General features: G+C 43.6%; 12 protein-coding genes and 1 tRNA gene. 7 read left to right on the top strand and 6 right to left on the bottom strand.

The genetic code is table 11. The features are described 5' to 3' along the window. Positions 1 to 62 precede the first annotated feature (62 nt). The 3 genes from K1X61_06780 to K1X61_06770 all read right to left on the bottom strand — a co-directional run bounded on the left by K1X61_06780 (position 63) and on the right by K1X61_06770 (position 3,550). On the bottom strand, positions 63 to 1,565 hold the full coding sequence (locus K1X61_06780; GenBank protein MBX7108332.1) for a hypothetical protein: 1,503 nt from the start codon (positions 1,563 to 1,565) through the stop codon (positions 63 to 65). Positions 1,566 to 1,697: 132 nt separating this feature from the next. After that, on the bottom strand, positions 1,698 to 2,456 hold the full coding sequence (locus K1X61_06775) for a hypothetical protein (protein MBX7108331.1): 759 nt from the start codon (positions 2,454 to 2,456) through the stop codon (positions 1,698 to 1,700). After that, positions 2,456 to 3,550 (bottom strand): Nif3-like dinuclear metal center hexameric protein, encoded by a 1,095-nt coding sequence (locus tag K1X61_06770; GenBank protein ID MBX7108330.1) that lies wholly within the window; start codon positions 3,548 to 3,550, stop codon positions 2,456 to 2,458. The genes K1X61_06775 and K1X61_06770 overlap by 1 nt, the downstream gene beginning before the upstream one ends. A gap of 156 nt (positions 3,551 to 3,706) precedes the next feature. Between K1X61_06770 and lpxK the strand changes: the two genes are divergently transcribed. The 3 genes from lpxK (at position 3,707) to K1X61_06755 (ending at position 7,711) form a co-directional block, all read left to right on the top strand. Then, entirely contained in the window at positions 3,707 to 4,810 is a 1,104-nt protein-coding gene (gene lpxK / locus K1X61_06765) for a tetraacyldisaccharide 4'-kinase (protein MBX7108329.1), read from the top strand. 37 nt (positions 4,811 to 4,847) lie between these two features. Then, complete coding sequence (locus tag K1X61_06760) at positions 4,848 to 5,669, top strand: purine-nucleoside phosphorylase (GenBank protein ID MBX7108328.1); 822 nt, start codon at positions 4,848 to 4,850, stop codon at positions 5,667 to 5,669. A 149-nt stretch (positions 5,670 to 5,818) separates the two neighbouring features. Continuing rightward, complete coding sequence (locus K1X61_06755; GenBank protein ID MBX7108327.1) at positions 5,819 to 7,711, top strand: putative porin; 1,893 nt, start codon at positions 5,819 to 5,821, stop codon at positions 7,709 to 7,711. 27 nt (positions 7,712 to 7,738) lie between these two features. Here K1X61_06755 and K1X61_06750 read toward each other — a convergent pair whose 3' ends face one another. Next, positions 7,739 to 8,287 (bottom strand): hypothetical protein, encoded by a 549-nt coding sequence (locus K1X61_06750; protein ID MBX7108326.1) that lies wholly within the window; start codon positions 8,285 to 8,287, stop codon positions 7,739 to 7,741. 1 nt (position 8,288) lies between these two features. After that, positions 8,289 to 9,545, bottom strand: a complete 1,257-nt coding sequence (locus K1X61_06745) for a hypothetical protein (GenBank protein ID MBX7108325.1) — start codon at positions 9,543 to 9,545, stop codon at positions 8,289 to 8,291. A gap of 180 nt (positions 9,546 to 9,725) precedes the next feature. Between K1X61_06745 and ruvB the strand changes: the two genes are divergently transcribed. Further along, entirely contained in the window at positions 9,726 to 10,754 is a 1,029-nt protein-coding gene (gene ruvB / locus K1X61_06740) for a Holliday junction branch migration DNA helicase RuvB (GenBank protein ID MBX7108324.1), read from the top strand. 267 nt (positions 10,755 to 11,021) lie between these two features. On the opposite strand, the gene K1X61_06735 is transcribed toward ruvB, so the two are convergent. Beyond that, positions 11,022 to 11,095 (bottom strand) — tRNA-Pro (locus K1X61_06735). Between the two features lie 226 nt (positions 11,096 to 11,321). Between K1X61_06735 and K1X61_06730 the strand changes: the two genes are divergently transcribed. The 3 genes from K1X61_06730 to K1X61_06720 are packed head-to-tail and all read left to right on the top strand — an operon-like array spanning position 11,322 to position 15,153. Beyond that, on the top strand, positions 11,322 to 13,352 hold the full coding sequence (locus tag K1X61_06730; GenBank protein MBX7108323.1) for a BatA domain-containing protein: 2,031 nt from the start codon (positions 11,322 to 11,324) through the stop codon (positions 13,350 to 13,352). Continuing rightward, entirely contained in the window at positions 13,353 to 14,624 is a 1,272-nt protein-coding gene (locus tag K1X61_06725) for a dihydroorotase (protein ID MBX7108322.1), read from the top strand. It begins immediately after the preceding gene. A gap of 1 nt (position 14,625) precedes the next feature. Then, complete coding sequence (locus K1X61_06720; protein MBX7108321.1) at positions 14,626 to 15,153, top strand: DUF4199 domain-containing protein; 528 nt, start codon at positions 14,626 to 14,628, stop codon at positions 15,151 to 15,153. The last annotated feature ends 5 nt before the right edge of the window (positions 15,154 to 15,158 follow it).

The following is a 15,158-nucleotide window of genomic DNA, read 5'->3' as shown; positions in this document are numbered from 1 at the left end:
ACTGTGAAAATAGCTATTGATGCAAAAATTGGATGCTGAAAAATTCAAATGGAGGTTTTGCATTATTCGTTGATCGTTTCTTTTTTTCGCATCAGGAAACGTGAATTCCATCCCAACGATAATACAGTATCATAGGAAGCTGCCAGATGTTTCGTATCATCTGAGGTTGTATAATAGTACATATACAAAGCGTCCCTTTTGGGTTCAAAATCCTGGTGAAAGGGAGCCAATGTAATCCAATCTTTATTTTTAGTCACGATGTCGAAATTCAGAGAAGGGAAGAACCACCAACTGCAATTGAGTGATATTGGTAAATTGGTTTTCCTGTGTTCGCTTTCCAAATAATTCATCACTTTGTAGGTATCGGCATCATACCACCATTCAAAACAGGATGTAAGATTAGCCGACCTCGACAGGTGTAAAAGCGCCAAAGCTGTCAGCGGCAGTGAAAAATAAAATCTTGACAGCGGTGAATAAGCACGCAGCCATTCCGCGAAAAAAATAAAATTGAGCGCCATCAGCGGGTAAAAGAATAATGCTGTTCTGGAAGTCAGATAAGGTGTGTGCACAAGGTAAAACTGCAATACATTTACGATGATAGTGAAAATGAAAAGTGCCATAAAAAAAACCTGTGCGTTTTTATACCAGCCTGTCCTGTTTTTTATGAGAAGCAGCATGGCACAAAACACCATTACACCGACAATGCCGGCAAGCAGGTAGCTGAATACTTCAGCATGCAGGTGGAAATATGGAACATTGTATTGGCTGGCATAGAGTAAAGTGAGTACCGTATCTTTATAAAAACCATTGGTGCCCCAGTATACAAACTGATCAGTTGCGACCATCTTGCTGATGGGAATATAAGAAGCTCCGGCCAGCATCAGCGAACCGATAAGGAGAATAAACCATTGCCTGGCCAGCGTTTGTACCCATTTTTTATGTTCACCTCGCATCTGAAGCTTCATTTGAAATGTGGCGATACCCAGTAAAGCAATAAGTGCCGCATAAAAATTAAGGGTGGTGAAATTTGTATAGACGGCCAGCATTCCAAATAGTACAGCCAATGCGAGGTATTTATCTTTCTGCCGCTGAAGAAAGAGCCAGGCAAAATAGATACCTGTCATCATGAAAGAGATGGATAGCGCATAACCACGGGCAAGGGAGAAAAAATCAAGCAGGTAAGGATTGCAAACCATGGCACAGATGCCGAAGAAGGTTACTATTGCGTCGTTCGTTACTTTTCGGGTAAAGAGCACAACGATGGTAAAGTATAATATAAACCCAAGCACATTTGGTAATCGTGCGGAAAACGGATGCATGCCAAAAATGGAAGCCGACAACTTAATCAGCAGTGTATTCAGGATATGGTTGTTGGGAATGGGTCTTTCATAAGTAACAATGTCATGAACGGACATTGTTGAATAGGTGAGGCAGGTATTGGATTCATCGTGTGTGATGGGGAGTAAAATGGCACGCGCCAGCACATACACAAACAACAGTATTCCCAGCTGAACCGGAAACACTGTTCTGAACAGATAAGATAATTTCTCATTCCTTGTCATCATCATAAAGATGTCTCATTAGGAATTTGCGAGCAGCAGTACAACCCGACTTATGCAGAGTCACGATGCGGAGCAACCAAAAAAAAGGACTTCTGTCGAAGCCCTTTCAATCATTCTGTCATTTGCTTTATTTGATTACTTGCTTTCCAAAGCCTCATCCACAAGTATGCGGCCGCAATGTTCACACACAATGATTTTTTTGTGCTGACGGATCTCCATCTGCGTCTGTGGCGGAATAGCATTATAGCAACCCCCGCAGGCGTCCCGTTGAACCGTTACCACGGCAAGGCCGTTTTTGTAAGAACTGCGAATACGGTGATAAGCCTGCAACAACCTTTCTTCAATCTTCGATTGCTGTTCCTTTGATTTTTTCAAGAGCGCTTTTTCTTCCGCATCAGTTTCTTCAATAATGTGCTCCAGCTCCTCCTTTTTTTGCTTCAGGTTTTTCTCCTTTTCCTTGATGGCCTTTTTGGAAGCCTCGAGGTATACACCTTTTGCGGCCATTTCATCCGTTGCTTCTCGCATGCGCTTTTCGCCAAGCTGTATATCCAGTTTTTGCAGTTCTATTTCTTTACTAAGGGCATCGAACTCACGGTTGTTTTTTACGTTGTTCTGCTGCTTCTGGTATTTCTTGATTAATGATTCCGCTTCTTTGATTGAGTTTTTGCGGCTGGCAATGTTTTCTTCCATTTCTTTCAGCTCATCTTCAATCTTGCCAATGCGTGTCTTCAATCCTGTCAGCTCATCTTCCAAATCTTTCACTTCCATCGGAAGTTCACCCTTCAGCACCTGAATATCATCCGTCTTGGTGTCAATTTTTTGAAGACGGTAAAGCACCCTCAATTTCTCTTCAACCGAATTATCGGTTTTTGGAGCTTCTTTCACTTTTGCCATCAGTAATAGTTTATTGGATTAGTGTTAACAGTAGTAAAACGGACGGCAAAAGTAGGAAATCTTTGCCTTAAAACATCAGCAAAAATCTCCGGCGTAAATTGTTCACTTTCAAAATGCCCGATATCTGCAATAATTATATCCTTATCTGCATCAAAAAACTGGTGATATTTGAAATCAGCAGTGATAAAAAGGTCGGCTCCTTCATTTTTTGCCGCCTCCAGCAGGAAACTGCCGGCGCCACCGCAGACAGCAACGGTAGTTATCATTTCTTTACAAAGCGCGGTATGCCTGATTACTTTGGCTGCCATTTTTTCTTTCAGGAATTTCAGGAATGCAACAGGTTCCATGGCTGCCGGGAGTTTACCGATCAGTCCCATCCCAACCTCATATAAGGTATTAGACAAATGCAGCAAATCATAAGCAACTTCTTCATAAGGATGGCACATCTTCAATGCCGAGAGTATGTGCTGCCTTCGCCATACAGGAAATATTACTTCAATTCTTGTTTCTTGCTCATAGTGTCTTTTCCCTTTTTCACCCGTGAAACCTTGTGAGAGCTCATTACCTCTGAAAGTTCCGGTTCCATCGGTATTGAAACTGCATTCATCATAGTTTCCGATACTGCCGGCGCCTGCTGCAAACAGCCCGTCTCTCACCTTATCGGCATGAACGACGGGGACAAATGTGACCAGCTTCATCAGTTGCTGCCTTGCAGGTGTAAGCACGGTAGTATTTTGCAGATTGAGCCGGCCGGCGATTTTTGCATTTACACCCCGTAACAGGTTATCCAGATTGGTATGTGCTGCATAGATGGCGATATCATGACGAATGGCTTTAATAATGATGCGTTCTACATAGTTACTGCCGGTTATTTTCTTCAGCCCTGAAAAAATTACCGGATGATGCGCAATAATAAGGTTGCAGCCGGTGGAAATTGCTTCCTCCAGCACTTCTTCGGTAATATCGAGGCAAAGCATTGCTTGCTGTACATCCTGCTCAGGATTGCCGGTTAACAGTCCGGCATTATCATAATTTTCCTGCAGGCTAAGCGGAGCGAAGGATTCCAGGGCCTTGGTAATTTCTGACAATTTCACCTTTAAAGATTTGTGAACAAAAATAGCGTTTGCAAACAGAGTGATCTTTTTATTCTTATCATATTTGACGGATAGTTGCATTAAAAAAACAGGCAGCAGGTTCCGTCTTCAGATTGTTTTGCTGTTTAGGTACTGAGAGCTCCACTTGTATATACAATGAATAGGTTCTTACAGAAAATATTATTGCCGCTTTCATGGTTGTATGGAGCCGGAGCGGCGCTGCATAACAGGCAATTTGACCTCGGAATCAGAAAGTCTGTCGCATTCGCTTTTCCCGTCATTGTCGTTGGTAATCTTTCCGCTGGCGGTACGGGTAAAACACCCATGGCGGAGTACCTTATTTCCCTGCTTGCAACTTCCTATAAAACCGGTGTCCTGAGCCGTGGTTACCGTCGCAAAACAAAAGGTTACCTGGAAGTAGAGCAGCAGTTAAGTTATAGGGAAACAGGAGATGAACCCATGCAGCTCAAGCGAAAATTTCCACAAGTGATGGTAGCCGTTTGCGAATCAAGAGTGATAGGCCTGGTGAGTATGGTGAGTGATGAACCCGGCTTGCAGGTTGTCATCCTGGATGATGCATTTCAGCACAGAGCTGTTAAACCCGGATTTTCAATTCTGCTTTCTGAGTATGCTCATCTTTTTACCAGAGACCGGTTATTGCCGGCCGGCCGGTTACGGGAGTCTGCAAGCGGAGCATTAAGGGCAGATGTAATTGTTGTTACAAAATGTCCGGTTGCACTGAGTGGAAATGAGCGTGAAGCATTGAAGCGTGAGCTGTCACCTGTGCTGTCAAAACCCGTGTTCTTCTCCACCTTGCAATATGGTGAGCCCTATGATATATTTGATAATACCAGGAAACGAGGTGTTGCAGCCGGCGATCAGGTCCTGTTATTTTGCGGAATTGCGAACCCAGATGCATTAGTAACCTGTCTGCAGCGCAAAGAAGCTGCGGTGCAACTGATTCGTTTCAAAGACCATCATCCGTTTAGCCTGAAGCAACTGAAAGATATTCATCAGCAGTTTTCAGGAATGAAAGGCGGGAATAAGATGCTCTTGACAACCGAGAAGGATGCCGTCAGGCTTTTACCATTTAAAGAATTTATCGATAGTCATCAACTTGAAATATATTGCATGCCAGTACAAACAGTTTTTCCTGAAGCAGATAGAAAGCAATTTGATGAAATGATAAGATCATTTGTTCATTCATTCAATGCCGAAGATCACGGGCAAAGTACTGAAGGCAGTCGGCAGGATGAATGATTCAGTTTATCAGGATGCAAATGACAAATTGAACACAATGGATACATTGGTGAAGAGGCTGGACGAAGCGGTTGCCTATATAAAACGACGAACGACCATCGTTCCTGAAACCGGCATAGTGCTGGGTTCAGGATTGGGCAGCATCGTGAGTGAAATAAACATTCAGGATGTGATTGACTACCGGGATATTCCCCATTTCCCTTTAAGCACCGTGCACGGACATCCCGGCAAACTTTGTATGGGAGAATGGAACGGAAGAAAGGTGGCTGTGATGCAAGGCAGGTTTCATTTCTATGAAGGTTATTCACTGCAGCAGGTGACTTTTCCCGTCAGGGTAATTAAATTGCTGGGTGCGGTGAATTTGTTTGTTACCAATGCTTCCGGCGGACTGAATCCTGCTATTAAAATTGGTGAGCTGATGATTGTAACGGATCATATTAACCTTAATTCAGATAATCCGTTGCGGGGTGAAAATATAGAATCATTAGGTCCGAGGTTTCCGGATCAGCATGCTATGTACAATAAGGCATTGATTGATCAGGGACTGAATATTGCCCGCCGGCATGCCATAACTTGCCACACAGGTGTGTATGTGGGTGTGACTGGTCCCAACTTTGAATCACCGGCAGAATACAGGTATATGCGGATCATTGGCGGCGATGCAGTTGGCATGTCCACTGTGCCGGAAGTGATTGTGGCTAACCACATGGGCATGAGGATATTTTGTATTTCAGTGATCTGTGATGAAGGCAATCCGCCGGTACCGGTGTCCGTTACACATCAGGAAGTGGTGAATGCGGCACGGGAAGCAGAACCCCGCATGGCAACTATTCTCCGGGAGTTATTGACTGTTGTTTGAAAATAAATCATAACATTCATTTGCATGCAGCCAACCTGCCAGTTATTCAAAGTATTCAGCAACAGTAACAAAGCGTTTTCCGACAGCACTTTCGCGTCGCCATTCATCCGAAAAGTTTATCGTTGGCATCCGCGGATAAGATAGTTCAGATGGTAAATTTTAATAAACCCGTTGTTTGCATACTGCTCCTGTCAACACTCTTATTGGCCAAGGTTTCCACCGCGCAAGACACCGTTTTCAACTACAATCCTTCCTGGACGAGTTATTCTTTAATGCAGGATCCTGATATTTATTATCAGCTCGATACGGTTATTACCTATTTCAACAGGTATCATCCTGCGGAGGCTGCATTTGGATATTTGCATACCGGGCATATCGGTGCCGCCGCCGGACCGATGTTTTTTTTACCGCCTTCGGATGCCGCTTTTGATATTGGCTTTCATCAGTTTGATCTTTACTGGCTGAAAAGCGATGCTGTAAAATATTTTGATTCAAAACATCCATACACTGTCGTCGCCTATCAACAAGGTTCAAAAGCCGAAGTATTGGGTTCATTCATTCACACCCAGAATATACTGCCACAATGGAGTTTAGGCGTCAGCCTGAACCGCTACAGAACAGACGGCTTCTATCAGCGGCAGGTAACCAAGATCACCAATATGGACGCATTTACGAGGTATGCATCTCAAAATGGTTTTTATCACCTGGATTTTTCCTACATACTCAATTCATTGAAGGTAGAAGAAAATGGAGGGGTGGAAAATACCGATGTGTTTACCGATACAACTTTACTCGACAAGTCGTTGCAGCCAGTGCTGCTGGACAGCGCAATGAATACCGGCAAGAATGATGTGCTTTTTTTTCAGCATAGTTTTGATTTCGGTGAAAAGGTTGACGTGAAAAAGAATGATTCCGTCACATATAGAAAGGTTATTCCGAAATGGCGGCTGCAGCAATCGGTTCAGTGGGAAAGACGCAGTTACAGGTTCCGGGATGCAGCTATTGACAGCGCCTTCTATTCCAATATTTACCTGGATTCAGTTCTTACACGAGACACCTTAAAGTTTGATTGTGTAAGCAGTGAAGTCAGGTTTCGCACAATGAAAAGCGATCTCGGGCCATTGAGGAATTTTGCTGCAGACCTTTATTTACATCATGATCTGTATGCGTTGCAGTCGGCGCTGGGCGGTGAAAAAGTACAAAATGGAATTGCCGGCATTGCACTACGCAAAACAGGACGGCCTGATTCCGTTAACAGGTTAAGACTGGAATATCAGCTGGCTGGTGAAGTGAATCTTATCGACAGAAATCAAGGCGATTTCCGTTTGCAATTTCTTATGGATGTGCATGCCGGTGCATCAAATATCATTACTGTTGATGCGCAAAACGCATCAAATCACCCTTCCTACATTCAGCAACACTATTTGTCAAACCATTTCAGCTGGAACAATAATTTTTCGGCTTACAATACTGCTATTGCTTCTGTTTCCTGGGAGCAAACGGTATGGAAATTAAAATTATCCGCTCAGTTCTTCTCAGTCAAAAACTATTTATACTGGAACAGCGATGCACTGCCGGCGCAGTATGATCGTGTGCTGAAAGCGTATTCTTTTTTTCTTCAGAAAAACTTTGTGTACAAGGGATTTCACCTGGAGAATGAATTGCAATATCAGTCTTACAGCAACGATACTGTCGTGAGCTTTCCGACATTCCTGTTGCGGCAGAGTTTTTATTTTGAGAACCGTCTGTTTAAGGGCGCCTTGCACAGCAAGATCGGGATTGACATACGTTATAACAATGATTATTTCGCTCCTGCCTATATGCCGGAAACCGGTCAGTTTTATCAGCAGCAATTCAGCAAGCTGCATTATTATCCGGTGGCTGATTTATTTATTTCGTTGCAGGTAAAAGGCGTAAGGGCTTTTGCAATGATGCAGCATATTAACAAGGACATGTTCGGGCCCGGTTACTTTGCAGTGTATCGTTCACCTATGCCGGACAGGTCATTTAAGCTGGGGTTGGAATGGCGATTCTGGAATTAATGGCTGACAACCGTAAATACGGATAACTTATTTGCTGTTCCCGTCCTCATCTTCATCAATACCGAATTCCGGATCTAAATCACCCTTTAAAACAGCCATATAGGAGCATACAGGCGCGTTATCCACTACACGGAAGTACAGCTGGTAAATGCCATCAACATCAGGTGTGTAAAACACATTAATCTGTCCTTTATCCAGCTCCGTTACCTTGTAAACATATTCCAACTGAAATCCATACTGATCACGGATTTCAACACCTGTTGCGTCAACATCTTTGCGTGTAACCAGTAAAATGGCATATTGCCTGCCTCCTTCCAGTTCCACGCTTTTCCTGATGATCTGATCTGATGAAAGTTCCTGGCTCCATTCATTCTGTGGATCATAATTACCGTAACTACGGGTTGTCTTCAGCAAGTCGTAAGTAGCAAAAATCTGTTGATCCGTGCATTTAAATTCCTTCCTGTTCACGGTAACCTGTGCCGATACAGGTTGTGTAAATGGCAGACTGAGTAATAGCAATAACAGGAGAAGTGAATACAACCGGCTGAACATGAGCGCAAAGATAGTTGAAGACAACCTACGTTTTTTGCTTTTTCTTTTTTGCGGCAGGGAAAAGCACATTGTTCAGGATGAGCCTGTAACCCGGTGAATTGGGATGTAATGCAAGGTCAGTCGGCGGATCGCCAACCTGGTGCTGATAATCTTCAGGATCATGTCCGCCGTAAAAAGTCCACGTCCCGTTACCATATTCTCCGTGGATATAACGGGCTTCACCTGCGGCTTTGTTTTCACCCATGATCAGCACGGTTGATTTGATTACTTCATTACGGAAAGCTGTGGTCTGGCCCATGAATCCTTTTATGGTTTGGGTATGGTCCTGGCAAAGCATGCTGGGAACGGGATCCCATTTGGCAGAAAACTCGAACAGGGTAAAATAATCCTGATCCATGGGAACGCGGCGAATGTTTGTAGCATCAATATTGGAGAACTCATATTGCAATGGATCCCTCACAAGTTGAAAATTCTGAAAGGCGAAACATTTTGTAAAATCAAGTTTGGATTGTGCGGATGGATCAGCAGGATCACCGTCATACATGCTTTCACAGATATCCACGCCTTCCGCAGCCAGCGCAATATCATATGAATCCGTCGCGGAACACATGGCAAACATAAATCCGCCTCCCGCAACAAAATCCCTTACCTTATCCGCTACCGCCAGTTTCAGTTGCGAAACTTTGCCAAATCCCCATCTTGCTGCTGTTTCAGCATCTGTTTTCACATCATTTTGATACCATGCAGCATTGGAATAGGCCGCGTAAAATTTACCGAACTGACCGGTGAAATCTTCATGATGCAAATGCAGCCAGTCATACAAGCTAAGCTTGCCCTGCAGTACTTCATCATCATACACCAGATCGTACGGAATCTCCGCATAGGTAAGAACCAGCGTAACTGCATCGTCCCACGGTTCTTTTGTTTTTGGCGAATAGACGGCAATCTTTGGCGGTTTTTCCAGCTTTTCAATATCCTGGTTCACCTCTGGATTTGCGATTGACGATAAGATAACATTGTATTGCGCATCGGGAACAATCTCGTAAGTAACACCTCTCACCACACATTCATTCTCCGCTTCCGCAAAGTAAGGTATGGCAAAACTCCCTCCGCGATAATTCAGCATCCAGTCAACCTTTACATTTTTAGTCAAAACCCAATAGGCAATGCCATATGCTTTGAGGTGGTCTGTTTGTTTCATATCCATGGGCAGCATTAGCATGGATGCCTTAACAGCATCAAAGGATATGATCAGTGTCAGCAGAAGAAGCAACCGTTTCATGTTTCGAAATTACTTGATTTTATCAAAACGTATGTTCAGGGCAAGCAATTACTTTCCGCAGCCATTTTAACGGCATAGCACTTAAAGTGAACGTATGTTTTAGTTGGTTGAAATGAATTTTGCGGAGTTGGGTTAAAGGCGAAAATTCTTTATTCCTATTTTTGATGCTGAATCTTTCTTATGCGCAATCCCAATCTTGATCCTGAAGAAGAGAACCTGAATGCATCCGAACTGGAAGTGGAAAAGGTCTTGCGCCCATCAGCGTTTTCAGAATTTTCAGGCCAGCCAAAAATTGTGGAGAATCTGAAAATTTTTATAGAAGCTGCAAAGCAACGTGCAGAAGCGTTGGATCATGTATTGCTGCACGGTCCTCCGGGTCTTGGTAAGACAACACTTGCTTACATCATCGCTCATGAATTAGGTGTCAACATTAAAATTACTTCCGGGCCTGTATTGGAGAAGGCGGGTGACCTGGCCGGCCTGCTTACCAATTTAGGCGATCATGATGTGCTGTTTATCGATGAAATTCACCGCTTGAGCACAGTGGTTGAGGAATATTTATACTCTGCGATGGAAGATTATAAAATCGACATCATGCTCGATACCGGACCTAATGCGCGTTCCATTCAAATCAACCTTAACCCCTTTACACTGGTTGGGGCAACTACCAGGTCCGGTTTACTTTCTTCGCCACTCCGTTCCCGCTTCGGCATCACATCGCGGATGGACTATTATGATGGAGAAACATTAAAAAGGATAATTCACCGTTCCGCAAAAATTCTGAATACCATCATTACCGAAGACGGAGCAAAGGAAATATCACGACGAAGCCGCGGCACACCGCGCATCGCAAATGCCTTGCTCAGAAGGGTGAGAGATTTTGCACAGATCAAAGGAACCGGCACCATTGATCTCGAAATGGCGCGATATGGATTATCTGCATTAAATGTGGATGAGCACGGACTTGATGAAATGGACAATAAAATTCTATCAACCATTATTGAGAAATTCAATGGCGGCCCGGTAGGCTTGAATACTATAGCAACTGCAGTGGGTGAAGAATCCGGTACGATTGAAGAGGTTTATGAGCCCTTCTTAATCCAGGAAGGTTATATAAAAAGGACTTCACGCGGCAGGGAGGCAACTCAGATTGCCTTCAGCCACCTCGGTAAGCCGATGCCAAAAACACCCGGATCTTTATTTTATTAACTGGGTGTATTTTCTTTCGGGCTTTGCTTAGGGTTAATCGCAATTCATCGGCGTAACGACCGAACTTACTTATAAATCATTCAGAGCAGTTTACATCTTTATTGTCGGATGCGATATGCCTTACGGGAAGTGCGACTGCATTGTAAAAATGAAGTGACTGACGAAGTAATCAAACGCATGCGATGAAACCGTTGCTGCCAGTAATCACGACAATGCAGGGATGCATGTTGTCGTAATAAGCAATAAAAAATGTGAGCGTAAATTAAGTCGGGGTGAGTGGACTCGAACCACCGGCCCCCAGCACCCCATGCTGGTGCGCTAGCCAACTGCGCCACACCCCGATTAATTTTTAAACCAAATACAAGGAACAGTCCGCAAAGCTAAATTATTCGGAAATAATACCTAAGAATAAATTCTCCTTCTTTGATGTATAACGGTATGGCGATTCAAATATCATGTGCATGGAAACGTTGGATGAACAAAATCGTTTGTGTGTGCTGATAGCTGTTCTCAGCATTCTTATTTACTTTCGCAAACGCTGATCATCATTAATCCGGTAGGCTGTCGATGTCATTCCTGTATCCTTCATTTTTATTTGCCCTCGCTGCAGTTGCCATTCCCATTATTATTCATTTATTCAATTTCAGGCGTTACAAGACAGTCTATTTTTCAAATGTCAGGTTTTTGAAAGAAGTCAAGGAACAAACAGATTCCCGTTCTAGGCTTAAGCATTTATTAATCCTCTTGTGCAGAATACTGGCTATAACCTTCCTTGTGATTGCTTTTGCCCAGCCCTATATTAAGCGAAAATCAACGCCGGTTGCTGCCGGGAAAAGGGCGATCAGTGTTTTTATTGATAATTCCTTCAGCATGGGTCAATTAGCAGGTGATGTGCCATTGCTTGATCTGGCCAAATCAAAAGCCGGAGAAATTGTACGAGCTTATGGTGCAGATGATTTATTTCAATTGCTGACACAGGATTTTGAAGGGAAGCAGCAAAGACTTGTTGACAGGGATGAAGCTATAAACCTCATAAAGGAAGTCGGGCTATCCACACATTCACACCTGCTCAGCGATATTATTGCACGACAACGACAGGCATTGAGTAATTCAGGAGCTTCTCAAAGGTCGATATTTGTTATTTCTGATTTTCAGAAAAACTTTAACGACTTCAGCCTGATTAAAGCAGATACAAGCTATGGCACAAGCCTGGTTCCGTTGCATGCGCGCGAAGCGGAAAATGTATTTATTGATACCTGCAGCATGGAAGCTCCGGTGCAGATTACCGGACAGGTAAACCGCATGATCGTTAAGATCAGAAACGAAAGCAATCAACCGCTCGAGAATGGAAGACTGACTTTGAAGATTAACAATGAAACAAAAGCAATTGGCAATTTCTCCATTGCTGCTCAGTCGTCAACCGATGATACGCTGAGTTATACAGTCACCGAAAAGGGATGGGGCAGAGCAGAATTATCACTGGCAGATCATCCCATAACTTTTGACGACAGCTACTTTCTCGTTTATCCCGTCATTGATCACAGGCTGACGTTGGTAGTGAATGAGACCACCGAAAGCCCTTATCTGAATGCTTTGCTCGGCAAAAATGATTTTTTTGTAATGCAGAATGTTGCATTCAATCAGCTCAACTATGCTGATCTGCTGAAGCAGCAATTTGTAATCTTAAATGGGTTGAAACAGATTTCAACAGGTCTTTCATCAGAGTTGAAAAAATTCGTGGAAGGAGGAGGGAACCTGCTTGTTTTTCCGGATGCGGGCGCTGATATCAGTTCTTACAATTCCTTTTTTCAGATGATGGGTGCTGATCAATTTTCCGGTTTCAGTACACAAAAGAAGACGGTGAGTGAGATCAATACCCGCAATGAAGTATTCGCAGATGTCTTTCAGCAGGTTCCTCAAAACCTTGCATTGCCACAGGTATCGGGTAGTTTTATCAATGTTACCCGCACAAATACCACTGCAGAATTATTGTTGTCCTTTAGTGACCGTTCTTCTTTTATAAGCAAGTATGCTGTTGGAAGCGGACTTTTTTTCGTGTCATCTGTTCCCCTCGATAAAAACTTTACGGATCTGCCACTCAATCCGTTATTTGCTCCCATGCTTTACAGGATGGCCATTGTGAAAGAGTCCGCCCCGTTAAATGCTATGGTTATTGGCCGCAATAACCTGGTTACTGTTCCGGCCGATGTTGCATTGGGTGCACAGGTTTTACGATTGAAAGGGATGGATCAGGAATTTATTCCTGCACAACGCCTGATTACCAACCAGGTAACGGTCAATATTAATAATGAAATAAACCTGGCTGGTATTTATTCGCTGGAAGATGAAGCGAAGGATGTGAAGAATTATGTCGCCATGAATTACGACAGACGCGAATCGGATATGCAATTGATTTCCAATGACGACCTGTTACAGCAGAGCAAATCTATCAATATGAAGGTGATTCAAAATGCCGGCCGTGATCTGTCAAATGTGATTTCAGGACAGCACCTTGGATTGTCGCTGTGGAAAGTTTCTGCTATCTTTGTTTTACTCTTCTTGACTTTGGAAACTGTGCTGCTTAAATTCTGGAAATAGATGAAATTACTTGTCCGTGCCGTGCAGATTATTGACACTGCTTCACCATTTCATCTTCAAACCAAAGATATTCTTGTTACAGATGGCATCATTACCGCAATTGCTCATCACCTGGAAGCTGATGCTGATACCGAAATATTTAACGGAGAAGGAAAATGTATTTCTCCCGGATGGTTTGACCTCTACGCTCACCTGTGTGATCCAGGTTATGAATATAAAGAGGATATTGAGTCTGGCACCAATGCCGCGGCTGCTGGCGGATTCACTGCCTTGGCTGTTTTGCCCGATACAAGGCCGGTAGCGGATTCGAAATCGGGAATTGAATACATCCTCAATAAATCCAAAGGCAAAATCGTAGATGTGTTCCCTGTAGGCGCGGTTACCAAAAAATGTGAAGGAAAGGAACTGGCTGAAATATACGATATGGCAGCTGCCGGTGCGATCGCTTTTTCAGACGCTCAATATCCCATTGCCGAAGCAGGCCTGATGATGAGAGGATTACTGTATGTCAAGAAGATTAATAGCCTCATCATTCATTATCCGCATGATGATTCACTGGCACCGCATGGCGTCATGAATGAAGGCATCAGCAGTGTACAGTTCGGCCTGCATGGCATTCCGGCACTCGCGGAAGATCTGATGGTGGTGCGTGATATTGAGTTGGCGGAATATACCGGCTCTCGAATTCATTTCAGCTGCATTTCCACGAAGGAAGCTGTAGACCGTATCCGTGAAGCAAAGCTTAAAAAAATCCCCGTCACATGTGGCGTAAATCCGGTGCACCTGATGCTGGACGACAGCGCTTTAGCTGAATATGACAGCAACCTTAAGATATTTCCGCCACTGCGTACACAGCAGGATATTCAGGCTTTGAAGGAAGGACTGAAAGACGGTACCATTGATGTGATTTGCTCGGCACATCAGCCTCAAAACCAGGAACGCAAAATGCTGGAGTTCGAATATGCCGAACCTGGAATGATCAATTTACAAACCTGCTTCGCGCTTGTGAATACAGCTTTGAGAGATGTGATCAGGCTGGAAGACCTTATTGCGAAAATAGCAGTGAATCCACGAAAAATTGTCGGCATTGATGTACCGGTTATTGCTGAATCATCGGAAGCCAATTTTACTATCTTTGATGCTACCGCTGAATGGTCTTTGCGGCAGGAAGATATCTGTTCCAAATCATACAACACTCCTTTCATTGGGACTAAATTTACCGGAAGGCCAATAGCGATCTTTAACAATAACCAATTCAGGAAAAATCAATAACATGGAAAATCAAAAGTCTGCATTCAGCACAGCGCTCAAGTATGCCATCATCACATCACTGGCAATGTTTATTTTCTCCATCGTCATGTATATTACAGGGATGTATCTTAACAGTACTTTGAATTGGCTGAGTTACATATTACTGCTTGCCGGCCTTGTTTTCGCAGTGAAAGACCGCCGCGACAAGGATTTGGGCGGCTTAATTTCATTTGGAGAAGGATTCAAGACCGGATTCCTCTTTTGCCTTATTACCGGAGCAATCGGTGCCGTTTTCGGAGTAATCATGATGAATGTGATAGCACCTGATATGATCGGCGAAATCCTGAAAAAGGCGGAAACGGATATGATCAACAAGGGGTTACCGGATGCACAAATCCAGGTGGCTATGGAATGGACGCGTAAGTTTATGAATCCGTTATGGATTGCGATATGGAGCCTGGTATTCACCATAATTTTTGGATCTATTTTATCACTGATAGTTGCCGGCATATTTAAGAAAGAGAATCAGCAACTGCAGCCACCACAATAAAGAGC

The sequence above is a fragment of the Chitinophagales bacterium genome (assembly GCA_019694975.1).
GTDB lineage: Bacteria > Bacteroidota > Bacteroidia > Chitinophagales > UBA10324 > JACCZZ01.
The sequence above is the reverse complement of the archived record's forward strand: the minus strand, read 5'-3'. Positions and strand labels throughout refer to the sequence as shown.